The 22,089-nt window shown below is 72.0% G+C and carries 22 protein-coding genes; 18 read left to right on the top strand and 4 right to left on the bottom strand.

The annotated features are described in order from the left end of the window. The first annotated feature begins 76 nt into the window (after positions 1–76). A complete protein-coding gene (locus FL583_RS09140; RefSeq protein ID WP_142704119.1) occupies positions 77–427 on the top strand; it encodes a nuclear transport factor 2 family protein in 351 nt (116 codons plus the stop codon). Here FL583_RS09140 and FL583_RS09135 read toward each other — a convergent pair. Then, positions 417–1,403: a glycosyltransferase gene (locus tag FL583_RS09135; RefSeq protein ID WP_142704118.1), complete on the bottom strand. Its 987-nt coding sequence runs from the start codon at positions 1,401–1,403 to the stop codon at positions 417–419. The two genes, FL583_RS09140 and FL583_RS09135, sit on opposite strands and share 11 nt — an antisense overlap. Positions 1,404–1,459: 56 nt before the next feature. Here FL583_RS09135 and FL583_RS09130 point away from each other — a divergent pair, with 56 nt between their 5' ends. The 8 genes from FL583_RS09130 (at position 1,460) to FL583_RS09095 (ending at position 9,828) form a co-directional block, all read left to right on the top strand. Further along, positions 1,460–2,209, top strand: coding sequence for an IclR family transcriptional regulator (locus FL583_RS09130; RefSeq protein ID WP_142704117.1), 750 nt, complete (start codon positions 1,460–1,462; stop codon positions 2,207–2,209). Positions 2,210–2,232: 23 nt separating this feature from the next. Further along, positions 2,233–3,066: a fumarylacetoacetate hydrolase family protein gene (locus tag FL583_RS09125; RefSeq protein WP_142704116.1), complete on the top strand. Its 834-nt coding sequence runs from the start codon at positions 2,233–2,235 to the stop codon at positions 3,064–3,066. A gap of 1 nt (position 3,067) precedes the next feature. Next, positions 3,068–3,817: an SDR family NAD(P)-dependent oxidoreductase gene (locus FL583_RS09120; protein WP_142704115.1), complete on the top strand. Its 750-nt coding sequence runs from the start codon at positions 3,068–3,070 to the stop codon at positions 3,815–3,817. A 76-nt stretch (positions 3,818–3,893) separates the two neighbouring features. Continuing rightward, the gene (locus tag FL583_RS09115; RefSeq protein WP_170323562.1) at positions 3,894–4,412 is read left to right on the top strand and encodes an RICIN domain-containing protein; all 519 of its coding nucleotides are present in this window, start codon (positions 3,894–3,896) and stop codon (positions 4,410–4,412) included. 61 nt (positions 4,413–4,473) lie between these two features. Continuing rightward, the gene (locus FL583_RS09110) at positions 4,474–5,430 is read left to right on the top strand and encodes an acyl-ACP desaturase (RefSeq protein WP_205751962.1); all 957 of its coding nucleotides are present in this window, start codon (positions 4,474–4,476) and stop codon (positions 5,428–5,430) included. A gap of 1,621 nt (positions 5,431–7,051) precedes the next feature. Next, entirely contained in the window at positions 7,052–7,813 is a 762-nt protein-coding gene (locus FL583_RS09105) for a FadR/GntR family transcriptional regulator (RefSeq protein WP_142704113.1), read from the top strand. A gap of 45 nt (positions 7,814–7,858) precedes the next feature. Continuing rightward, a complete protein-coding gene (locus tag FL583_RS09100; RefSeq protein ID WP_142704112.1) occupies positions 7,859–9,091 on the top strand; it encodes a cytochrome P450 in 1,233 nt (410 codons plus the stop codon). 89 nt (positions 9,092–9,180) lie between these two features. Next, the gene (locus FL583_RS09095; RefSeq protein WP_142704111.1) at positions 9,181–9,828 is read left to right on the top strand and encodes a fasciclin domain-containing protein; all 648 of its coding nucleotides are present in this window, start codon (positions 9,181–9,183) and stop codon (positions 9,826–9,828) included. Positions 9,829–9,856: 28 nt separating this feature from the next. Here FL583_RS09095 and FL583_RS09090 read toward each other — a convergent pair whose 3' ends face one another. Further along, on the bottom strand, positions 9,857–10,540 hold the full coding sequence (locus FL583_RS09090) for an anti-sigma factor (protein WP_240746641.1): 684 nt from the start codon (positions 10,538–10,540) through the stop codon (positions 9,857–9,859). Between the two features lie 10 nt (positions 10,541–10,550). After that, complete coding sequence (locus FL583_RS09085; protein WP_142704109.1) at positions 10,551–11,129, bottom strand: RNA polymerase sigma factor; 579 nt, start codon at positions 11,127–11,129, stop codon at positions 10,551–10,553. Between the two features lie 144 nt (positions 11,130–11,273). On the opposite strand from FL583_RS09085, the gene FL583_RS09080 reads away from it, so the two are divergent. Both FL583_RS09080 and FL583_RS09075 read left to right on the top strand, forming a co-directional pair. Then, positions 11,274–12,116 (top strand): tryptophan 2,3-dioxygenase, encoded by an 843-nt coding sequence (locus FL583_RS09080; RefSeq protein WP_205751961.1) that lies wholly within the window; start codon positions 11,274–11,276, stop codon positions 12,114–12,116. After that, on the top strand, positions 12,113–12,925 hold the full coding sequence (locus FL583_RS09075) for a PaaX family transcriptional regulator (RefSeq protein ID WP_142704108.1): 813 nt from the start codon (positions 12,113–12,115) through the stop codon (positions 12,923–12,925). The genes FL583_RS09080 and FL583_RS09075 overlap by 4 nt, the downstream gene beginning before the upstream one ends. On the opposite strand, the gene FL583_RS09070 is transcribed toward FL583_RS09075, so the two are convergent. Then, positions 12,906–13,658 carry an ElyC/SanA/YdcF family protein gene (locus FL583_RS09070; RefSeq protein WP_142704107.1) on the bottom strand — a complete coding sequence of 251 codons (753 nt, stop codon included), beginning with the start codon at positions 13,656–13,658 and terminating at the stop codon, positions 12,906–12,908. The two genes, FL583_RS09075 and FL583_RS09070, sit on opposite strands and share 20 nt — an antisense overlap. Positions 13,659–13,736: 78 nt before the next feature. Here FL583_RS09070 and FL583_RS09065 point away from each other — a divergent pair, with 78 nt between their 5' ends. The 7 genes from FL583_RS09065 to FL583_RS09030 are packed head-to-tail and all read left to right on the top strand — an operon-like array spanning position 13,737 to position 22,035. Then, positions 13,737–15,212 (top strand): FAD-binding protein, encoded by a 1,476-nt coding sequence (locus FL583_RS09065; RefSeq protein WP_142704106.1) that lies wholly within the window; start codon positions 13,737–13,739, stop codon positions 15,210–15,212. Positions 15,213–15,235: 23 nt separating this feature from the next. Continuing rightward, positions 15,236–17,305, top strand: a complete 2,070-nt coding sequence (locus FL583_RS09060) for a transglycosylase domain-containing protein (protein WP_142704105.1) — start codon at positions 15,236–15,238, stop codon at positions 17,303–17,305. A 13-nt stretch (positions 17,306–17,318) separates the two neighbouring features. Further along, entirely contained in the window at positions 17,319–18,305 is a 987-nt protein-coding gene (locus FL583_RS40805; RefSeq protein WP_205751960.1) for an AfsR/SARP family transcriptional regulator, read from the top strand. 34 nt (positions 18,306–18,339) lie between these two features. Then, a complete protein-coding gene (locus FL583_RS09045) occupies positions 18,340–19,332 on the top strand; it encodes an aldo/keto reductase (protein WP_142704104.1) in 993 nt (330 codons plus the stop codon). Between the two features lie 12 nt (positions 19,333–19,344). Then, entirely contained in the window at positions 19,345–20,166 is an 822-nt protein-coding gene (locus FL583_RS09040; RefSeq protein ID WP_142704103.1) for an HTD2 family dehydratase, read from the top strand. Further along, positions 20,163–21,317 (top strand): acyl-CoA dehydrogenase family protein, encoded by a 1,155-nt coding sequence (locus FL583_RS09035; protein ID WP_142704102.1) that lies wholly within the window; start codon positions 20,163–20,165, stop codon positions 21,315–21,317. Before FL583_RS09040 ends, FL583_RS09035 begins: the two co-directional genes overlap by 4 nt. Before the next feature lie 37 nt (positions 21,318–21,354). Then, positions 21,355–22,035, top strand: a complete 681-nt coding sequence (locus FL583_RS09030; protein ID WP_142704101.1) for an acetoacetate decarboxylase family protein — start codon at positions 21,355–21,357, stop codon at positions 22,033–22,035. Positions 22,036–22,089: the final 54 nt, after the last annotated feature.

Below are 22,089 nucleotides of genomic sequence, written 5' to 3'. Positions count from 1 at the left end.
TGGGCATCCGTGCGATGACTGACCCGGCCTAATACGTCATTCGTCTCCCGGGGTCGGGTTTCCTAGGCTCCGCGCCATGACGATCGAAGAACTTCTGCAGGCCAACCTGCTCGACGTGTTCAACGAGCGGGACGGCGAGCGCCGCCGGGCCGCGATCACCCGCACCTACCACGAGGACGTGGTGTTCTCCGACCCCGACGAGCAGGTCGCCGGCCGGGACGCGCTGGACGCCAAGGCCCAGCACATCCTCGACGGCGCTCCGGATTTCGTGTTCAGCCCGGCCGGCCCGATCCTGGTCAACCACGACCTGGGCTACCTGGCCTGGAACTTCGGGCCCGAGGGTCAGGAGCCGGTGGTGCGGGGAGTGGACATCGCGCTGGTCCGCGACGGCCTGATCGCGAACGTCTACACGCTGCTCAACCCCTAGCTCGCAGCCGGCCGACCAGCTTGCGCAGTTCGTTCAGCGCGGCGGGGGAGTAGCGGCGCCCGGCGGTGTCGACCACCTCGGTGACGCCGTCGAGCAGCCGGGCCGCCCCGGCCGCGTCCCCGAGCTGGGCCAGCGCCTGGGCCTCCAGCCACGCGCAGTACTCCGCCGGCGCCCCGGCGTCCCGGAGCTGCCCGACGAGCACCAGGCACACCTCGTCCAGACCGCCGGCCAGCACCAGCCGGGCCAGGAAGTCGGTGCCCTCGAGCCACTGCGGCGTGCCCGGGAACTCCTCCCGGAGCACCTCGAACGTGTCCACGGCGTCCTGCCTGCGCCCGGCCCCGATCAGGCTGCGTCCCAGGTCCAGCAGCGTGGTCGCCAGCCGGTCCCGGTCGGCCGGGTCGCCGTCCCGCAGCAACTCGTCGAGCGCCCGGTGGGCCAGGCCGACGTTCCGGGCCGACTTGGCCCGGCGGAGTTCGGCCGACGCGTAACCCTCGTGGGTCAGCACGATCGCCGGACGCGGTGCGGCCGCGATCCGCGCCGAACCCACCAGCCGCTCGTGCACCCGCCCCTGCCAGCGCACGGTCCCCGACCGGTACAGGCGCCCCTCGGCGTGGGTGTACGGCGACTCGTCGTGCGCGTTGTCGATCTCCACCCGGAACACGTCGGCGTCGGCCGCCCGCAGCAGCGCGCGCAGGGCGTCCGGATCGCCGGTGTACCGCTGGTCGGCGTCGATCGTCAGCACCCAGGTGGCCGGGCAGCCGCGGTGGGCCTCGTTCCGGGCGGCCGCGAAGTCGTCGTCCCAGAGCCCCCGGGTGACGGTCGCGCCGAGCCGCTCGGCCAGCACCGGCGTGCCGTCGACCGAACCGGTGTCGTGCACCAGCACGCGGTCGGCCACGCCCCGCAGCGACGCGAGGCACCCCGGCAGCGCCGCGGCCTCGTTCCGGACGATCAGCACGGCCGCGAGCAAGTCGCTCATCTACCCCCGTTCGGCTGCGGAAACGGCGACCTGAACACTCGTGCCAGACTGGGCCGATGATCGGTGCGCTCGACCGTGGCCTCGGCATCCTGCGCCTGCTCGCTCAGCACCGGCGCTTGAGCGTCCCCGAGATCGCCGACGCGCTCGGCCTCAGCCGGGCCACCGCCTACCGCCTGGTCGACCGGCTCCGCGACGAGGGCTGGCTGATCAGCGAGGGCCACGGCGGCCCGGTGCGGCTGGGCCCCACCGCGGCCCAGCTCGCCGCGGCCGCGATCGAGTCGGTCAACCTCCGTGACGTCGCGATCCCGGTGCTGCGCGAGCTGGTCGCCGAGACCGGGGAGACCGCCAACCTCGCGGTGCCGAACGGCACCGAGATGGTGTTCCTGGCCCGTGAGCAGCCGCTGCGCACGGTCAGCGTGGCGGCCCATCCCGGCTCGACCCGCCCGTTCCACAACACGTCGGTCGGCCGTGCCTACCTGGCCGCGCTTCCGGCCGCCCGGCTCGACGACCTGCTCGCCGGCCTCGAAGCCCCCGGCCTGCGGGAGAAGCTCGACGTCGTGCGGGTCCGGGGCTGGTCCGACGACCGGCGGGAATACGACCCGTCGAGCTGTTGCTGCGGCGCGGCGATCCGCGACCACACCGGTGAGCCGGTCGGCGCACTCAGCGTCGCCGGGGTGGCCGAGCGGATGGACCCGGTGATCGACCAGATCGGTCCCCGCGTCCGCGACGCGGCCGCCCGAATTTCTGCCAGCCTCGGCTTCGCCGGGCTAGGGTCGATCCAAGCCAGTGAGATCAAGTCTCACTGAATGAGAATTTGAGGGACGTCCGCATGCGCCTCGCTCACGCCCGCACCGCCGACGGCGACCTGCCGCTCGTCCACCGCGACGACCAGTGGTACGACCTGCGTCCGCTGCATGCGGCCGTGACGCCCGCGGTGCTGGCGCCCGAGGCGCTGGCCGCGATCCGGACCGCCGACCTCCCGGCGGTGGACGCCCCGGAGACGTTCGCCCCGCCGCTGGCCGGAATCGGCAAGATCCTCTGCATCGGGCTGAACTACACCGATCACGCCGAGGAGACCGGCGCGACGCCGCCGGCCGAGCCGATCCTGTTCATGAAGGCGCCCGACACGGTCAACGCCCCGAACGACGACGTGCTCATTCCGCGCACCTCGGTGAAGACCGACTACGAGGTCGAGCTGGCGATCGTCATCGGCTCCACGGCCCGCTACCTGGCGTCCCCGGACGACGCGCTGGAGCACGTGGCCGGCTACGCGATCAGCAACGACGTCAGCGAGCGCGCGTTCCAGACCGAGCGCGGCGGCCAGTGGGACAAGGGCAAGAACTGCGAGACGTTCAACCCGTTCGGGCCCTGGATCACCACGTCCGACGACGTCTCCGACCCGCAGGACCTGGAGCTGCGCCTCTGGGTCAACGGCGACCTCCGGCAGAACGGCAACACCAAGAACCAGATCTTCGGCGTCGCGCACGTCGTCTGGTACCTGAGTCAGTTCATGACCCTGTACCCCGGCGACGTCATCAACACCGGCACCCCGGCCGGGGTGGCGCTGGGCCGCGCCGACGGCGCGTTCCTCCGCGACGGCGACGTCGTCGAACTCGAGATCACTGGCCTCGGCCGGCAGCGCCAGACGTTCCGGCAGGCCTGAGGTGGCGGCCCTGTCCGGCCTGAAGGCGCTGGTCACCGGCGGTGCGTCGGGCATCGGTCTGGCGATCGCCACCGCCTTCCGGAACGAAGGTGCCCAGGTGGCCGTCCTCGATCGGTCCGACGCCGGCCCGGCCGACGTCGTCTACGTCCGCGCCGATCTGTCCGACGACGACGCCGTACGGGCCGCGGTCGACGAGGCGGTGCACGCGCTCGGAGGCCTGGACGTCCTGGTCAACAACGCGGGCGTGGGCGCCCAGGGCTCGGTCGAAGACAGCACCGACGACGAGTGGCACCGCGTGCTCGACGTCAACGTCGTCGGCACCGCGCGGGTCTCCCGGGCGGCCTGGCCGCACCTGCGGAAGTCCGAGCATCCGGCGATCGTGAACACGGCCTCGGTGGCGTCGACGGCCGGCCTGCCGCAGCGCGCGATCTACTCGGCCAGCAAGGGCGCGATCTCGGCGCTGACCCGGGCGATGGCGGCCGACGGAATGCCCGACGGGATCCGTGTCAACGCGGTCAATCCGGGTACGGCAGACACACCCTGGGTCGGGCGTCTGCTCGACAGCGCGCCCGATCCGGCGGCCGAGCGGGCCGCGCTGGAGGCCCGCCAGCCGCACGGGCGCCTGGTCTCCGCGGACGAGGTGGCCCAGGCCGTCGTGTACCTGGCGTCCCCACGAGCCGGGTCGACGACCGGCACCGAACTGGCGGTCGACGGCGGCATGCAGGGCCTCCGTCTACGTCCCCGGTCCTAGCCTCGACTCTCCACTCTGGACGGCGGTCGTCCGCGCCCCGATGATGGGCGGCGACCACTCCACTGAGGAGGGCTCGATGCGAAAGTCGTCCTTTCGATCCGCCGTCGCCCTGGCGGTCCTGCTGGCCACGGCGGTGTTCCTGGTGCCGTCGCCGGCCGTGGCCGCCCCGGGGCTCGTCTACGGCCTCTATCAGATCATCGGCTCGCCGTCCGGCAAGTGCATCGCCGATCCCAACGCGTCACCCGACAACGGCGTCCAGATGATCATCTGGCCCTGCCACAATCCGCCCACGTCCGAGCAGGAGTTCTGGGCCGAGAAGCACGGCACCGAGGATTGGGAACTCTGGAGCAACTTCAACGGCAAGTGCCTGACCGTGCTGAACGCGTCCCTGAAATCCAACGCGCCCGTCATTCAGTACGACTGCACGCTCGGTGCCAACGAGCTGTGGCGCTTCGACAACTACCGGATCATCAACGAGAAGAGCAAGCTCTGCCTGACGGTGAAGAACGCCAGCACGGACAACGGGGCCGCGCTGCTTCAGTTCACCTGCAACGGCGGCCAGAACCAGGTGTGGACGTTCAAGACCCTGACCTGACTCCGTCCGGCCGAGCCGGACGGGCAATTCTACGGTAGCGTAGGTTACGGAGACGTAACCTATGCTGCTGGAGTACGGGATGACCCTGTCGACGACCGATTTACTCCGCGAGCTCGAACCGGTCGTGGAAACGAACCTGAACCGGCATCTCGCCACGGCCAAGGAGTGGTTCCCGCACGAGTACGTCCCGTGGAGCCAGGGCACCGACTTTGACGGCGTCCTCGGCGGCCAGGCGTGGGCCGAGGAGCAGTCCACGCTCTCCGACGTCGCGCGGACGTCGCTGATCGTGAACCTGCTGACCGAGGACAACCTCCCCAGCTACCACCACGAGATCGCGACGCTGTTCGGCCGCGACGGGGCCTGGGGCACCTGGGTCCACCGCTGGACCGCCGAGGAGGGCCGGCACGGCATCGCGATCCGCGACTACCTGCTGACGACCAGGGCGGTCGACCCGATCGCGCTGGAGCGGGCCCGGATGGTGCACATGGGCACCGGCTTCGAGAACGCCTACCTCGACGACACCGCGCTGCACGGGATCGCTTACGTGTCGTTCCAGGAGCTGGCGACCCGGGTGTCGCACCGCAACACCGGCCGGATCAGCGACGACCCGATCTGTGACCAGCTGCTGGCCCGCGTCGCCGCCGACGAGAACCTGCACATGATCTTCTACCGCAACCTGCTCGGGGCCGCGTTCGAGCTGGCCCCCGACCTGGCGATGCGTGCGGTCACCGATGTGGTCCGGACGTTCCAGATGCCCGGGCACACGATCGAGAACTTCGGCCGGAAGTCGGTCCAGATCGCGATGGCCGGCATCTACGACCTGCGGATCCACCACGACGAGGTGGTGGTGCCGGTGTTGCGTAATTTGAAGGTGCTGGAGACGGCGGGATTGTCTGCGGACGGCGAGAAGGCTCGGGATGAGCTGGTCGAGTTTCTGGCTGAGCTCGACCGGCAGGCGACCCGGTTCTCCGAGCGCCGAGACAAGCTCAACGCGAAGAAGTCCGCCAAGACGACCTGAGCCCGCCCCGGAGCCTCGGGAGCCTCGGGGGCCGGCCCGCCCCACCCGGCGTTCCCGACCCCCGGCCGCTCCATCCACCGAGCCCGGCCCCCGCCGCCGGCTGCCGTCGCCCCAGCCGCCGGCTACGGTCGCGCCCGCCGCCGACTGGGCCGAACCCACCGTCGGCCACGGCCGCGCCCGCCGTCGGCTACGGGCCCCGGCTAGGGCCCGCCCCGCTGTCGGCTGCGGTCGCGCCCGCCGTCGGCTACGGACCCTGGCTAGGGGTCGCCCCGCTGTCGGCTGCGGTGGCCCCGCCGTCGGCTGCGGCCGCGCCCAGCGCCGGCTGGGCCGAACCCACCGTCGGCTACGGCCGCGCCCGCCATCGGCTACGGCCGCGCCCGCCGTCGAATACGGGCCCCGGCTACGGCTGTGCCCGCCGTCGGCTACGGGCCCTGGCTAGGGGTCGCCCCGCTGTCGGCTGCGGCCGCGCCCAGCGCCGGCTGGGGCGGAACCCACCGTCGACTACGGCTGCGCCCGCCGTCTGCTACGGCTGCGCCCGCCGTCTGCTACGGCTGCGCCCGCTGTCGGCTACGGCTGCGCCCGCCGTCGGCTACGGGCCCCGGCTAGGGCCCGCCCCGCCGTCGACTGCGGTCGCCCCACCGCCCGCTAGGGCCGCGCTCACCGTCGGCTAGGACCGCGCAGCCGACTGGGCCCAGGCCCGCGGTCGGCTACCGCCGCGCCTACCGCCGGCTGGGGCCCGCGCCCGCGGTCGACTGAGGCCGCGCCCACTGCCGGATACGGGCCGCCCGAACACTCGACTGGGGCCGCCCCGCCGTCGACGGCGGTCGCCCCACCGTCGGCTACGGCCGCGCCCGCCGCTGGTTTCGGCGGCGCCCAACGGCAGGTGCGGCCGTGAGCCCCTGTCGGTCAGCGGCGCGCGCGCCACACCGCGATCGCCATCAGCTCATCTCATGACGAGCGCACACCGCTAGGAACCCGCTCCCGCGCAGGCGTGTGGCCCGCTTCCGCGCGGGTGTGTGGCCCGCTTCCGCGGTGTGTGGCCCGCTTCTGCGCGGGTGTGTGGCCGGCGCCCCGCCCTCCGCGGCCAGCAGCAGCGTATTCGCTCCGCTCCACGGCCGAGCGACGCGTACGCCCCTTTCGTAATCCGCCGGATCGCGGCCGCGGCCAGCGCCTCCGCGTCCGCCTCCGCGTCCGCGTCCGCGATGCCGGGCCGATCGCCGCGGCCGGCCTGCCTCTCTCGCCAATTCGGGATCGCGTTTCCTCGGCCGCAACGATCGTCCGAGTCGTACATCACCGCGAGGCCGCGGCGGCCGAGCCCGACGCGCGACCCGCATACGAGGAAACGCGACCCCGCCGAATAGGGCCACCCGCGCCGACCCGCGACCGGTGAACCCAGCGCCGGAATGCTGCCGGGGCGCTCGGCGCCGGCGGCGGTCGGCCGCGGAGACGATGCGCCCCGAAGCCGCCATGTGCTTCTCATGGCCCAACCGTGGCGGCTGAGGACGCCCTCAAGCCCGCGCACCCTCACCTACTGACAGACGACCCCACGAGCGCCACTGCCAGGCCACACCCCTCAAGCCCAGCACCCCACTTCATCATATGAATAACGTAAGCTGCCGCAATGGACTTCGGTAGCTCGCTCGGGCCGATACGCCCCCGTCGATCCGGCCGGCTCGGCGACACCGTGGTCACGTACCTCGTCGACCGCATCGTCTCCGCCGACTACCCCGTCGACAGCGCCCTCCCCACCGAACCCGAACTCTGCGAAGAATTCGGCGTCTCCCGCACCGTCGTCCGCGAGTCGATCAAGCTCCTCGAAGAAAAAGGACTCGTCCGCGCGACCCCCGGCCGCGGCACCCGGGTCCTCGAACCCCCGGGCTGGAACCTGCTCGACCCGATCGTCCTCGAGGCCCAGATCCGCCACGACCGCGAACTCAAGATCCTCGACGATCTGATCAGCGTCCGAGCGGCCCTGGAGAGCGACATGGCCGCCGCGACGGCCCGAACCATCAAAGCCCCCCAGCAGCAGGAACTGGCCGACCAACTCGACGTCCTCGCCGACCTCCTCGACGACGCCGGGGCCTACGCCGCCGAGGACGTGGCCTTCCACGAGCTGATCATGGTCGCGTCCGGGAACCGCCTCGGGCACGCGATCATTCACAGCATCCACAGCAAGGCCCGCCTGTCCAGCCGCTACAACGGCACGCCGACCCGGGCCGACCAGGAACAGTCGATGGCCGAGCACCGTCAGATCGAGGCGCTGATCCGGGCCGGCGACGCCGACGGCGTCGCCGTGTTGATGCGCACCCACATCGTCGGCTCCTGGAACCGCCGCCGCCCCGAGGTCCACCGCAGCCTCACGGCTTTGCCCACTGTGGAGTAGGTAGTCCATTCTGGTCGGGAAGACACATCCGGCCAGAGGAGTCGCGTGACCGTCACCGAGCTCGCGGAGAGCTTCGATCCACTAGGGGCGCACTACGACGACCCGTACCCGCTGTACGCCCGGGCCCGCCGCGACGAGCCGGTGTTCTACTCGCCGCGCCTGGACGCCTGGGTCGTCACCCGGTTCGCCGACGTCGACGCCGTCCTCAAGGATCCCGAGGCGTTCTCCTCGGTCAACAGCCTCCGCCCGATCCGGGAGCCCTACCCGGGCACGGTCGCCGTGCTTCTGAACGGGTACCCGCAGACGCCCGACCACGTGACGTCCGACGGCGACGTCCACCGCCGGCTGCGCGTGCCCTACACCAAGCACCTGACCCGGCCCGGGCAGCTCAAGGCCCGGGAGGCCGAGATCCGCGCGCGGGCCGACCGGTTGATCGACGGGTTCGCCGACGACCGGAGCGGCGACCTGATCGCACGCTATTCGACCCGGCTACCGGTCGAGACCGCCGCCGAGCTCTTCGGCTTCGCCCCGGACGACGTCGAGCTGGCCAAGGCCGGCAGCGAGGTGATGTTCTCGCTGGGCAGCATCGACGTCACCAAGGAGCAGGAAGAGCAGGCTGCGCACACCGTCCTCGCGTTCCAGCAGCTGCTCGCCGGCTACGCCCGCCGTCGCCGCGCCGAGCCGGCCGACGACCTGATCACCGCGGTGGCCACGGCCCTGGCCCCCGGCGACGAGCCGCTGACGTTCGACCAGGAGGCCGAGCTGGTCGGCACGTTCGGCAGCACGTTCGGCGCCGCCCACATCACGACCGCCGACGGCATCGGCAGCGCGCTCTGGCTGCTGCTGGGCGACGCCGAGCAGTGGGACCGGCTGGTCCGGCAGCCCGAGCTGGTGCCGTACGCGGTCGAGGAGGTCCTGCGGTTCGAGTCGCCGATCCCGGCGATGTTCCGGCGCACGACCCGGCCGGTCACGGTCGCGGGCGTGGACCTGCCCGCGGGCGCCGACGTGCTCCTCGCGTTCGCCTCGGCCAACCGCGACGAGGACCGCTTCCCCGACGCCGACCGCTTCGACGTCACCCGCAAACCGAGCCGTCACTTCGCGTTCGGGGCCGGCATCCACACGTGCGTCGGCGCGGCGATGGCCCGGCTGCAGATGCGGATCGCGCTGCAGACGCTGATCGAGCGGCTGCCCGGCCTGCGGATGGCGCCGGACCAGGACGTCCGGGTGCGCCGGTCGATCAACGTCCGCGGCCCACTGGCCCTCGACCTGCACTGGTGACCCAACGCCCGCACCTGCATCCGTTCCCCCGGTCCCGGCCGTAGACGTAGGCGTGGCAACCAGCCACGTGTCTACGGGAGGACTCATCGATGAACCTCGTCCGACTCGGCACCCGGGCGGTCGCGACCGCGGCGGCTGCTCTGCTGCTCTGCGGCGTCGCGGCCAGCCCGGCCTCGGCGACCGGAACGCCGAAGGGCACCAAGTCTCTGGCCGCGGTCCTGACCAGTGACAAGAGCGGATTCGACCACAACAGCAAGGACTTCGACATCCTCACCGCGGCCGTCCTGGCCGTGCTGAAGGCCAAGCCCAACAGCCCGGTCAAGGTGCTGGCCGACGGTAAGACGCCGGTCACCGCGTTCATCCCGACCGACGGGGCGTTCGAGAAGCTCGTCTGCGAGCTCACCGGCAAGTGGCCGACCGAGAAGCAGGCGTTCACCGCGGTCGCCGGGCTGGGCATCAACACGGTGGAGGCCGTTCTGCTCTACCACGTGATCCCGGGCGCGACGATCGACAAGGCCGCCGCGCTGAAGTCGGACGGGGCCAAGCTCAAGACCGCCACCGGCAAGACCATCACCGTCGATGTGTACCGCTACTGGCACCACAAGAAGGGTGTCCGCCTGATCGACGCCGACCGCAACGACCGCGACCCGCGCGTCGTCGTGTTCGACGTCAACAAGGGCAACAAGCAGATCGCGCACGCGATCGACCGGGTCCTGCGCCCGAGCGACCTGCCGTGATCTGAGTCGGTAGCCCGGCCTGGCCGGGCTACCGACGCAGTTCCCCACGCAGGACGCTGACCGCCGAGTGCGTCGGATCCCCGTCGAAGGCCTCGGCCGAGATGTCGATCCCGCGCCACCCGGCCGGGTCCAGCCCGGCCGGAACCGGGAACCGCGCCACCTCGCCCGGACGCACGGTGCCCATCGCCTGCATCCGGGTGGTGCCCGGCACGAACATCCAGGCCTCGTAGTACCCGTTGGTCAGCGGCAGGTCGTGCACGTCGACCTCCAGCGCCAGCCGTCCGCCCGTGCGGACCAGCCGCGCGTCCCCGGTTCCGCCCGCCGCTCCGATCGGCGTCAGCGCCGTCGCCGCGACTACGCGCGGCGCCTCCGGCTCCCGCAGGTGCTGCCACCCCAGCGTCGCTCCGATGCCGATCACGACCCCGAGGGCGGCTGCGGCCACTGCCACCAGGCCTTTCTTTTTTACGCGACGCGGCGGAACACCGTGGGCGGGAAACCCGGGGGTGGCCGGAATCTCGGCGCTGATCGCGTCCCAGACGCGAGCCGGCGGCGGGGGCGGCTCGAGGTCGTCGGCCTCGGCTTCCCGGCCCAGCCCGACCACGTGCCGCAGCGTCGTCAGCTCGTGCCGGCACACCGGGCACTCGGCCAGGTGCGCGCGTTCCCACTCGGTGTCGACGCCGGGCAGCGGCACGTCGTCGTCGAGCGCCAGCATGGTCAAACGTTCAGGGTCGACGTGCCGCATCGTCCACCTCCTCCCACGTCCGGCGTAACTGGCTGACCCCGCGTCGCAGGTGCGATTTCACCGTGCCGAGCGGTAAGCCGGTCAGGGCCGCGATCTGCGTATGCGTGAGGTCGTCGAAGAATGCCAGCTGGACGACCCGGCGCTGCTCGGGGGTGAGCTGAGCCAGCTGATCGGCGACGACCAGCCGGTCGAGCACCCGGTCCGGGTTGGGTGGGGCCGGTTCGGCCGGCCCGACCGCCTCGACCACCCGGGCGACCCGTTCCTCGCGCTGCAGCGTCCGCAGCCGGTCGACGAGCTGGCGCTTGGCGATCGCGATCAGCCAGCCGGCCAGGCGTCCGCGCTCGGGGTCGAACGTGGCCCGGCCCCGCCAGGCCGCGACGAACGTCGCCTGGGTGAGGTCCTCGGCGTCGCTCGGGCTCGGCAGCGTCTGCCGGCCCAGCCGGTACACGAGCCCGCCCCACCGGTCGTACATCGCGCGCAGCGCGTGCTCGTCCCCGGCCGCGAAGCGCGCCGCGAGCAGGGCGTCCGGGTCGGACGGCGGATCCCCGCCTGGTGTCATCAGCCGGCCTCCTCGACCGTTCCTACGGCCGGTCGGCGTCGTTCGGATGCACCCCCTCGATTATGCGGACGCACGCGGAGCGCGCATCTCGACGTTCTCTCAGATGTTCGACGGTCGTCACGCCGGCGAGATACGGTGCGGGCCGTGGACAACGGGAAACGGCCGCTCGAGAGCGGCGTGCGCACGGACTTCCGGGACGCGATGAGCTACGGGGACTACCTCCGGCTCGACCTGGTCCTGGGTGCTCAGCAGCCGCTCTCCACCCACCACGACGAGATGCTGTTCATCGTCCAGCACCAGACGTCCGAGCTGTGGCTCAAGCTGATGCTGCACGAGCTCCGCTCGGCCCGTGACCTGCTCGACGCCGACCAGCTGTCGTGGTCGCTGAAGCGGATCGCCCGGGTCAAACGGATCCTCGAGACGATGACCGAGCAGTGGGCCGTGCTGGCCACGATGACGCCGAGCGAGTACGCCGAGTTCCGCACGATCCTCGGGCCGTCGTCGGGATTCCAGTCGTACCAGTACCGCGCGGTCGAGTTCCTGCTCGGCAACAAGAACCCCGACATGCTGACGGTGTTCGAGTCCGACCTCCCGGCGTTCGACACGCTCGCCACGCTGCTGGCCGAGCCGAGCCTCTACGACGCGTTCCTCCGGCTGCTGGCCCGCCGGGGCTACCCGATCCCGGCGCCGGTGCTCGGCCGGGACGTGCGCGAGGCCTGGGTCGAGCACCCGGACCTGATCCCGGTCTTCGAGGGCGTCTACGACGACCCGGCCGCGGCCTGGGACGTCTACGAGACCTGCGAAGACCTCGTCGATCTGGAGGACGCGTTCCAGTTCTGGCGGTTCCGGCACCTGCGCACGGTGCAGCGGATGATTGGGACGCAGCCCGGCACCGGCGGCTCGTCCGGCGTCCCGTTCCTGCGCCGGGCCCTCGACCTGACGTTCTTCCCCGAGCTGTACAGCGTCCGCGCGCGCATCGGCGGATGATCCACGACGACTGGGACTCGTCGCCCGGGAGCACGACGTCGCTGCTGCGCACGATCGTCGGGACGTCGCTGCGCCGGATCGGCGGCTGGATCGCGGTCGCGCACCTGGTCGCGCTGGCCGGTGCGGCCGGCCTGCCCGAACCCCGGACCCGGACCGCGCTGGCCCGCCTCAAGGCCAAGGGCCTGCTGGTGGCCGAGGCCCGCCGGGGCGTGGCCGGCTACGCGTTGGCCCCGGACGCGGTGCCGATGCTCGAGCGCGGTGACCGGCGGATCTACCACCCCCGCACAATGGGCCCGGCCGACCGGTGGTGCCTGGTCTCGTACTCGGTGCCGGAGTCGAACCGCGACCTGCGTCACCAGCTGCGTCGCCGGTTGACCTGGATCGGGTGCGGTGCGGTGTCGCCGGCGCTGTGGATCTGCCCGGAGTATCTGACCACGGAGGTCGAGGAGATCCTGGCGGAGCTGGGGCTCACCGCGACGGTCTTCCTGGCGGACGAGATCCGCGGCGGGCCGCAGGTGGAGCGGTGGTGGGACCTGGCGTCGATCCGGGCGCGCCACGACGCGTTCCTCGACGGCGCCGGCACCGACGGCACGGACGGCACCGGCGCACCGGACGACCTGGCCGAGGCCTACCGCGCCTGGATCCGCGGCCTCGACCGCTGGCGGATCATCCCCTACCTCGACCCCGGCCTCCCGGCCTCCTTACTCCCCGCCGACTGGCCCGGCCACCGCTCCACCGCACTCTTCCTGCAGCTCCGCGACCAGGTGCTACCGCGGGCGCACGCCTACGTCAGCGGAGTGGTCGGCTGAAGCGCGGATCGGCGACCCTGGTGGCGCCGACACCGGCGTCCATCAGCGCGGAATGCGCCTGCCGGACGTCGTCCGGAATGTCGACGTGGGCGATGAAGCCGCGGCCGGCCGGCCCGTAGCCGTCCGGATCGTCGGAGAGGCGAGGGATCTCGCCGAGCAGCAACCCGATGTAGCGGTCGCTCGGCCACATGCCGAAGGGCGGATCGACGAGCGCGAGCCCGTCGAAGTGCGTCCGGTGGGCCGCGTAGTTGACGACCTCGACCTCCGGGGCCTCGTGCCGGAAGCAGGCGTGCATCCGCAGCTGCATCGAGGCGTCCTGGACGATCGCGATCCGGCGGTGCGCGACGCCGGCCGCGGCGAGCACGGCGAGCGCGTTCCGGACGTTGTTGCCGCAGTTCGTGGACCGGGTCTCGAGCAGGTCGGCGGGCAGGCCGTGCCGCTCGCGGAGGTAGCGGTCGAAGAGGTCGGCCTCGGTCCGGTCGTCGACGTCGTCCCAGCCCAGCTCGGTGCGGGCGGCATCGCGCAACGCGTCGGTGGAGTGCCCGGCGCCCCCGACGACGAGGTACCGCTGGGCCGCGCCGGCCTCGATCGCCGACGCGAAGACGTCGCCGCCGGCCAGGATGCTGCCGCCGAACAGGATCAGGACGTCGACCGGGCCGCCGAGCGCCTCCGGCGTCAGGGCCTCGACGTCACGCCGGGCCAGGAAGTCGACGAGCGTGTTCAGGTGGCGCACGCGCCGATCGTAGTCAAACGCTTGCCGCGCGCCCCGGTGGCCTGGGACGGTAACTAGAACACGTTCTCGATTCCGGAGGTGCGCGTGGAGGCGGTGCGGCCGATCGCGGCGGACGCGGTGACCGGGTGGTCCGACGAGGTCGACGTGCTGGTGGTCGGCGCGGGCATGGCCGGGGTCAGCGCCGCCGTCGACGCGGCCGCCGCCGGGGCCCGGGTGCTGGTCATCGACCGGGGCGGGCGGCTGACCTGCACCAGCGCGATGTCCGGGGGCCACTTCTACCTCGGCGGCGGCACCGCGGTGCAGCGGGCCTGCGGCTGGGACGACACCCCGGCCGAGATGGCCGCCTACCTGCGCGAGATGTCACCGGAGTGCGACCCGGAGAAGATCCGGCTCTACGCCGAGGAGAGCGTCGAGCACTTCGAGTGGCTGGAGGCGCTGGGCTTCGAGTTCGAGCGCTCGTTCTACCCGCACAAATGCGTCGTCCAGCCCGGCACCGAGGGCCTGACGTTCACCGGCAACGAGCTCACCTGGCCGGTCCGGACGATCGCCCGTCCCGCGCCGCGGGGCCACAAGCCCCCGTTCGTCGGCGACACCGGCGGCGGGGGATTCGTCGTCGAGCTGGCGCTCAAGCGGCTGGCCGACCTGGGCGTCGAGGTCCGGTACGACACCGGGGCGACGGGGTTGGTAGTGCGGGACGGCTCGGTCGTGGGGGCGACCTGGCGCCGGTACTCCGAATCCGGGGCCATCGCCGCGCGGGGAGTGGTGCTGGCGGCCGGCGGGTTCGTGCTCAACCCGGAGATGGTCGAGGCGTACGCGCCGCAGCTCGGGGCCCTGTTCACCCGGGGGATGGCGCTCGGGAACACCTACGACGACGGGCTCGGCATCCGGCTCGGCGAGTCGGTGGGTGGCGTCGCCGACCACATGGAGAGCGCGTTCTTCACGTCGCCGTTCTATCCGCCGGAGGGGAACGTCCGGGGGATCGTCGTCAACCGGGACGGCCGCCGCTTCGTCAACGAGGACGCGTATCACTCGCGGGTGTCGGCCTACGTCTTCGACCAGCCCGGGCAGACCGCCTACCTGATCCTCGACTCGGCGACGCTGGCCGAGCCCAGCTACCACTTCCAGCCGCTGGTCGACGGGTGGGAGACGGTCGAAGAGATCGAGCGGGCGCTGGGCATGCCGGCCGGTGCGCTGGTGGCCACGCTGCGCGACTACAACGCGGCCGCGGCCGGCGGCGAGGACCCGGAGTTCCACAAGGCGTCGAAGTTCGTGGTCCCGCTCGACCAGGGGCCGTGGGGCGCGTACGACCTCACGCCGGGGACCGCGTTCTACTCCGGGTTCAGCTGCGGGGGGCTACGGGTCGATCCGGACGGCCGGCTGCTCCGGGACGACGGTTCGGTGGTGGCCGGGGTGTACGCGGCCGGCGCGTGCGCGTCGAACATCGCGATCGACGGGCGGGGGTACGCGTCCGGGACGCAGATGGGGGAGGCGTCGTACTTCGGCCGCCGGAGCGGCCGGCACGCGGCTTCCTGGGCGCGAACAGCTGATTCTTAAGTTCTCCTGCCTAACGTCCGGGCATGAAACGGGCGCCCCACCGACACCTGCTCGCTTCGCTGCTGCTGTGTGGCGCGCTCGCGGGCGTCATCGTGGCCGCGGCGGCGTTCCCGGCCACGGCGTTCGCCGGCCTCACCGCCAAGACGGCCTCGGACGACTTCAGCGACCTGCCGACGAACCTCGAGTTCCCGCCCGCCCCGCAGGCCTCGACGCTGTACGCGTCGGACGGCAAGACCGAGATCGCCGAGTTCTACGACGAGAACCGCAAGAACGTCGGGCTGAACCAGATCGCGAAGGTCATGCAGCAGGCCATCGTCGCGGCCGAGGACAACCGGTTCTACGACCACGAGGGCGTCGACCTGAAGGGCGTCGTCCGGGCGTTCGTCAACAACGAGGTCGAGGGCGGCGCGACCCAGGGCGCCTCGACGCTGACCCAGCAGTACGTCCGGGCCAGCCTGAAGTACGCGGCGACCACGGCCGAGGAGAAGCAGCTCGCGACCGAGGACACGGCCGGGCGCAAGGTCCGCGAGATCCGGTACGCGATCGCGCTCGAACACGAGCTGTCCAAGGACCAGATCCTCGAGAACTACCTGAACATCACGTACTTCGGGAACAACGGCTACGGCATCTACGCCGCCTCGGAGGCCTACTTCAGCAAGCCGCCGTCCCAGCTGACGCTCGCCGAGGCGGCGATGATCGCCGGGATGGCCCAGAACCCGACCCAGTACAACCCGGTGGCGAACGATCATCGGGCCGCACTCGACCGCCGCGAATACGTCCTCAACCAGATGGTGAAGCTGAAGTACGTCACCGCGGCCCAGGCCGCCGCGGCCAACGCCGGTGACCTCGGGCTGAAGCCGAAGACCAGCGCCCAGTCGTGCGAGAACGGCAACACCGCGTACGGGTTCTTCTGCGGCTGGTTCCTCGACTGGTGGCAGGCGAACCCGGCGTTCGGTGCCACCACCGCCGACCGCCTCGACAAGCTGAAGAAGGGCGGCTACTCGATCGTCTCGTCGCTCGACGTCGGCATGCAGAAGGCGGCCCAGCAGCAGGTCGATGCCCAGCTCGGCGCGGACAGCCGGTTCGCGACCGGCGTCGTGCTGGTCGAACCGGGCACCGGACGGGTGAAGGCGATGGCGGTCAACCGGAAGTACGGGATCAGCGACGGGGCCACCGTCAACCCGCTGCTGTCCGGTTCCGCGGTCTCACCCGGCTACCAGGCCGGGTCGACGTTCAAGATGTTCACCGCGCTGGCCGCGCTGCAGCAGGGCATCCCGCTCAGTCACACGATCTACGCCCCCGAGCGGTACGTCTCGCAGTACCCGGGCGACTGCGCGACCGGCGGCGACCGGTACTGCCCGAAGAACGCGTCCCCGGCGATGACCGGCGATCAGACGATGTCGAGCGCATTCGGCGAATCCGCCAACACGTACTTCGTCCAGCTCGAAGAGCAGGTGACGGTGAAGGCCGCGGTGGCGGCCGCCCAGCAGGCCGGGGTCGTCCTGCGCGGTGCCGGTGACCTCGGCCTGGCGAAGGACGCGCAGACCAGCGACGCGGCCTGGGGCTCGTTCACGCTCGGGACCGCCCAGGTGTCGCCGCTCGACATGGCCAACGCCTACGCGACGGTCGCGGCCCGCGGGAAGGCCTGCACGACGCTGCCGCTGACGTCGATCAGCGACCGGAGCGGCACGCCGGTCGCGGGCGTGGCCGACCCGACCTGCAAGCAGGCGTTTTCGCCCGAGGTGGCCGACGCGGCCGCGGACATGGCCCGGTGCCCGGTCGGGAACCAGTCCGAGGTCGGGATCTCCTGCACGCACCCGGGCGGCACCGACACCGCGGAGAGCGTCGGACGGGCGATCGACCGGCCGGTGGCGGGCAAGACCGGCACCACCGACGACGACAACGCGGCCTGGTTCATCGGCTTCACCCCGAACCTGGCGGCCGCGTCGTTCCTCGCCAACCCCGACAAGTACCAGGACGAGGTGCCGAACACCCGGATCCCGATCGACATCGCCCGGGACACGCTGGCGTCGGCGCTGACGAACCTTCCGGTCAAGAATTTCATCGCGCCACCGAGCGAATTGGCGTTCTGAGTACGATTTCCGGGTGTCCGGGCCCGCGCTACGGTTCCAGATCCTCGGCCCGTTGCGGGTCTGGCGCGGCGACGTCGAACTCGACGCCGGTCCGCGCCAGCAGGCCCTCCTGCTCGCGCTGCTGCTGGCCAACTACGGCCGCCCGGTCAGCACCAGCGAGCTGATCGGTCTGATCTGGGACGACGACGCTCCGGCCAGCGCGGTCAACGTCGTCCAGAAGTACGCGGGCGCTCTGCGCCGGCTGCTGGAGCCGGGGCGGCCGTCCTACGACGCCGGGTCGTACCTGCGTCGACGGGGAAACGGCTATCTCTTCGTCGCCGATTCCGGGACGTTGGATCTGGCCGCGTTCCGGGAGGATCCGGCGGCGTCGGTCGGCCTGTGGCGGGGGCCGGCCGGTGACGGGCTGAACTACGGGCCGACCGCGGCCGCCGTGTTCGCCGCGCTCAACGACGAGTTCTTCGACGCCTGCGTCGCCGCGGCCGGGGCCGGGCGGCAGGTGCGGCGCGGCCACGCACGGCGCGGCCAGGCGCGCCCGGCCGCCGCCCTAGCCCGCCAACCCGACCCGCGTCGCCCCGCAACCGCCAAGGCCCAGCCCGAAGCCGCCGCCGCGACCGCGACGCCGACCGCGGCGACCGCAACCGCCCCCGCGGCCGCGGGGGCTGGGGCGGCCGAGGTGGCGGCGGCCGAGGTGGCGGCGGGGGTCGATGCCGAGGTGGCCGCAGCGGCGGGGGCCCCGGCGGCGGGGGCCCCGGCGGTGGAGGCCCGGCGGCGGAGGCCGAAGGCGGCAGAGGTCGGGGCGGCGGCGGCCGGGCTCGTGCTGGCGGCTCAGGCTCAGCTGACCGCGGCGCCCGCGATGCGCTCGGGCTACGCCCCCCGACCCCCGACCTCCTCGACCGCGCCGAAGAGGTCGCCCGAGTGTTCTCGGCCGACGAGCTGGCCGCCGGCTGGCGCCTGGCCTGCCAGACCCTCCCCACCGAGAACCTCCAGATCCAGGCATTGACTTCGAGCGCGCTCTAAGTCCTAGCGTCGTCCCCATGGAGATGGTCGAACTAGGGCGCACCGGACAGCAGGTCAGCAGCCTGGCGCTGGGCGCAATGCAAATGGGAAACGCCACCGACGAGCCGGACTCGATCCGGATCCTCGACCGGTTCACCGAGGCCGGCGGCACGTTCATCGACACCGCGGACTGCTACGAGTGGTGGGGCTTCCGCGGCAGCCGGGGCGGCCAGAGCGAGGAGGTCCTCGGCCGCTGGATGGCCGACCGCGGCAACCGCGACCGGATCTTCCTGGCCACCAAGGGCAGCGGCCTCCCCACCCACGACGACGCCCTCTGGGCCGCCGACGGCACCCCGAACTGGGACCTGGCCCGCCGGACGTTCGCCGGAGCCGGCGCCGACACCCTGCGAAAGGCGCTGGACGGCAGCCTGCGCCGGCTCGGCACCGACCACGTCGACCTCTACTACGTCCACGTCGACGACCGGTCGACCCCGCTCGAGGAGACCCTCGAAGCGCTCGACGGCCTGGTGAAAGCCGGAAAGATCCGGTACCTGGGCTGGTCCAACGTCCGCACCTGGCGGCTCGAAGCGATCAAGCAGCTCTGCGACCGCTACGGCTGGACCGCCCCGGTGGCCGTCCAGCAGCAGCACTCCTACCTGCGGCCGAACCCGTCGGTGGACAACGTCTCGATCGTCGGCAACGAGCAGCTCGACTGGCTCCGGGCCAACCCCGGCACGGCGCTCGTCGCCTACTCGCCGATCCTCAAGGGCATTTACGACAACGTCGCCAAGCGGTCGCAGTTCACCGACTACACCGGCCCGGACACCGACGCCCGGCTGGCCACCGTCGACGCGATCGCGGGCGAGACCGGCGCGACCCCGAACCAGGTCGTCGTCGCGTTCCTGATGGCGCAGGACTCGCCGCGGGTCGTCCCGCTGATCGGCCCGCGCACGCCCGAGCAGCTGGAGAACCTCCTCCCGGCCGCGGACGTCAAGCTGTCCGCCGACCAGCTGGCGCGCCTGTCGGCCTGATAGACCGTCAGCATGACCGATCTGCATTCCGCGCTCGACGGGTGGAACCCGGAGCCGGTCGCGGCCGACGGCCGGCTGACCGGCTGGCCGGCGACGGCGCTGGCCACGCTGCTCGGCCGGCCGGAGGAGTTCACCGACGGATCACCCCTCCCGCCGCTGTGGCACCACCTGTACCTGCTGGAGACGCCGGCCCCGGCCTCGCTGGGCGAGGACGGCCATCCGCGGGACGGCCACTTTCTCCCGCCGATCCCGGATCGGCGGAGGATGTTCGCCGGGGCGCGCGTCCGGCAGCACCGGCCTCTCCTTCTGGGGGACGTCGTGCAGAAGCGGTCGCGGGTCGCGTCGGTCCGGGTGAAGGACGGCCGCTCGGGGCAGTTGGCGTTCGTCACCGTGCGCGCGGAGTTCGTCGTCGGGGGCGAGGTGGCGGTCACCGAGGAGCAGGACCTGGTCTACCGGTCGCAGGCCGCGGGCGCGCCGCGTGCGATCGCGGCCACCCCGGCCGAGGCCGCACCCGGCGCGGACTTCCAATTCGACGCCACCCCGGCCACGCTGTTCCAGTTCAGCGCGCTGACCTACAACGCGCACCGGATCCACTACGACCTCGACTACGCCCGGGACGTCGAGGGCTACCCGGGCCTGGTCGTGCACGGGCCGTTGCAGGCGATCGCGCTGGTCGAGCCGCTGCGCCGGGCCGGGCGGCCGGTCTCCGAGGTCAGCTACCGGCTGGAACGGCCGGCCTTCGCCGGCTCGTCCTTCCAGGTCGTGGTGTCGGACGCGACCCTGGCCGGCGGGGTGTCGCCCGGGACCCCGTCGATCACCGGGACGTTCCGGTGACCGACCTCAGCGACGAGGAGCAGGCGGTCGTCGCGACCGTGCGGGAGTTCGTCGACCGGTCGGTGAAGCCGGTGGTTCGCGAGCTCGAGCACGGGAACACCTACCCCGAGGCGCTCATCGAGCAGATGAAGCAGCTGGGGATCTTCGGCCTCGCGGTGCCGTCGCCGTGGGGCGAGGCGCCGGTGTCGATGCCCTGTTACGCGCTGGTCACGGCCGAGCTGGCCCGGGGCTGGATGAGCCTGGCCGGCGCGATGGGCGGCCACACCGTCGTCTGCAAACTGCTCGTCGCGTTCGGGACGCCGGAGCAGCAGGACCGGTACCTGCCCCGGCTCGCGACCGGCGAGCTGCGGGCGACGATGGCGCTGACCGAACCGGGCGGGGGCTCGGACCTGCAGGCGATGACGACGTCGGCCCGCCGGGACGGCGACGGGTACGTCGTCGACGGGACGAAGACGTGGATCACGAACTCGCGCCGGTCGGGGCTGATCGCGTTGCTGGCCAAGACCGACCCGGCGGCCGAGCCGGCGCACCGGGGGATGTCGATCCTGCTGGTGGAGCACGGACCGGGGCTGACCGTCTCGAAGGACCTGCCCAAGCTCGGCTACAAGGGGGTCGAGAGCTGCGAGCTGGTCTTCGACGGGTACCGGGCGCCGGTGTCGGCGCTGCTCGGCCCGGACGAGGGACGCGGGTTCGGGCAGATGATGAAGGGGCTGGAGACCGGGCGGATCCAGGTGGCGGCGCGGGCGCTGGGCGTCGGGCGGGCGGCTTTCGACGACGCGCTGCGCTACGCGCAGGAGCGGGAGAGCTTCGGGAAGCCGATCTGGCAGCACGAGTCGATCGGCAACTACCTGGCCGACATGGCGACGAAGCTGACCGCGGCCGAGCAGCTGATCCTGTACGCGGCCCGCCGGTACGAGACCGGGCAGCGGTGCGACCTGGAGGCCGGGATGGCCAAGCTGTTCGCGTCCGAGACCGCGATGGAGGTCGCGCTGAACGCGGTGCGGATCCACGGCGGCTACGGGTACTCGACCGAGTTCGACGTCGAGCGGTACTTCCGGGACGCGCCGCTGATGATCGTCGGCGAGGGCACGAACGAGATCCAGCGGAACGTGATCGCGGCGCAACTGGTGGCTCGCGGCGGCTTGAGGTAGAACAGGTTCTAAATCAGCCCCGGCCCGGAGGAGCGAGATGACGACCTACGAGATCGCGGGACAGCCGGTGACGATGCCGGTCCAGGTCCGGGACGCGTCCGCGGGCACCGTGCTGTTCGACGTGGACGCCACGGCCGCCGCCTCGCTGATCCCGGCGGACTTCGAGGTGATCGAGGTCCGGCCGGGCGTCGCGCAGCTGGCGGTCGTGCTCGTCGACTACCGGGACAACGACCTCGGCGCGTACCACGAGGTCGGGCTGACGTTCTTCGTCCGGCCGCGGTCCGGCGGCGAGGACGGCACGTTCATCACCCGCCTCCCGGTCGACCAGGAGTTCACCTGCGAGGCCGGCCGGACGATCTGGGGCTTCCCGAAGACGGTCGAGCGCATCGACGTCGACGACTCGCTCTGGACCCTGTATCTGGACGGCGAGCTGGCGTTCTCGTTGCAAGTGCCCCGCGGCGGCACCGACGAGACCCCGCCGACGCCGATGACGACGTACTCGCTGATCGACGGCGTCCCGCACCGGACGACGTTCACCCAGGGCGGGTCGGGCTCGCAGGTCGTCTTCGGCGGCGAGGGGGTGTCGGTGGTCCTCGGGTCGCACCCGGTCAGCGCGGAGCTGGCCGCGCTCGGGCTGCCCGGCGCGCCGGTCGTGCTCAGCACCTGGATCGAGCGGATGCGGGCCACGTTCGAGGACGCTCAGCCGCTGAAGGAGTAGGTCCGGCCGCGTGCAGGCTGCGCACGGCGGCCGAACAGCAGGTCGCCGGCGTTG

This window comes from Cryptosporangium phraense (assembly GCF_006912135.1).
Classification (GTDB): Bacteria; Actinomycetota; Actinomycetes; order Mycobacteriales; family Cryptosporangiaceae; genus Cryptosporangium; species Cryptosporangium phraense.
The sequence above is the reverse complement of the archived record's forward strand: the minus strand, read 5'-3'. Positions and strand labels throughout refer to the sequence as shown.

What these genes read in the sequence shown, in the direction of transcription:
- FL583_RS09040 (WP_142704103.1), top strand. Translation starts at nt 19,345, where the DNA reads ATGACCGATCTGCATTCCGCGCTCGACGGGTGGAACCCGGAGCCGGTC.
- FL583_RS09110 (WP_205751962.1), top strand. Translation starts at nt 4,474, where the DNA reads ATGCTGCTGGAGTACGGGATGACCCTGTCGACGACCGATTTACTCCGC.
- FL583_RS09115 (WP_170323562.1), top strand. Translation starts at nt 3,894, where the DNA reads ATGCGAAAGTCGTCCTTTCGATCCGCCGTCGCCCTGGCGGTCCTGCTG.
- FL583_RS09030 (WP_142704101.1), top strand. Translation starts at nt 21,355, where the DNA reads ATGACGACCTACGAGATCGCGGGACAGCCGGTGACGATGCCGGTCCAG.
- FL583_RS09135 (WP_142704118.1), bottom strand. Translation starts at nt 1,403, where the DNA reads ATGAGCGACTTGCTCGCGGCCGTGCTGATCGTCCGGAACGAGGCCGCG.
- FL583_RS09075 (WP_142704108.1), top strand. Translation starts at nt 12,113, where the DNA reads ATGATCCACGACGACTGGGACTCGTCGCCCGGGAGCACGACGTCGCTG.
- FL583_RS09130 (WP_142704117.1), top strand. Translation starts at nt 1,460, where the DNA reads ATGATCGGTGCGCTCGACCGTGGCCTCGGCATCCTGCGCCTGCTCGCT.
- FL583_RS09105 (WP_142704113.1), top strand. Translation starts at nt 7,052, where the DNA reads ATGGACTTCGGTAGCTCGCTCGGGCCGATACGCCCCCGTCGATCCGGC.
- FL583_RS09085 (WP_142704109.1), bottom strand. Translation starts at nt 11,129, where the DNA reads ATGACACCAGGCGGGGATCCGCCGTCCGACCCGGACGCCCTGCTCGCG.
- FL583_RS09125 (WP_142704116.1), top strand. Translation starts at nt 2,233, where the DNA reads ATGCGCCTCGCTCACGCCCGCACCGCCGACGGCGACCTGCCGCTCGTC.
- FL583_RS09060 (WP_142704105.1), top strand. Translation starts at nt 15,236, where the DNA reads ATGAAACGGGCGCCCCACCGACACCTGCTCGCTTCGCTGCTGCTGTGT.
- FL583_RS09140 (WP_142704119.1), top strand. Translation starts at nt 77, where the DNA reads ATGACGATCGAAGAACTTCTGCAGGCCAACCTGCTCGACGTGTTCAAC.
- FL583_RS09095 (WP_142704111.1), top strand. Translation starts at nt 9,181, where the DNA reads ATGAACCTCGTCCGACTCGGCACCCGGGCGGTCGCGACCGCGGCGGCT.
- FL583_RS09045 (WP_142704104.1), top strand. Translation starts at nt 18,340, where the DNA reads ATGGAGATGGTCGAACTAGGGCGCACCGGACAGCAGGTCAGCAGCCTG.
- FL583_RS09090 (WP_240746641.1), bottom strand. Translation starts at nt 10,540, where the DNA reads ATGCTGGCGCTCGACGACGACGTGCCGCTGCCCGGCGTCGACACCGAG.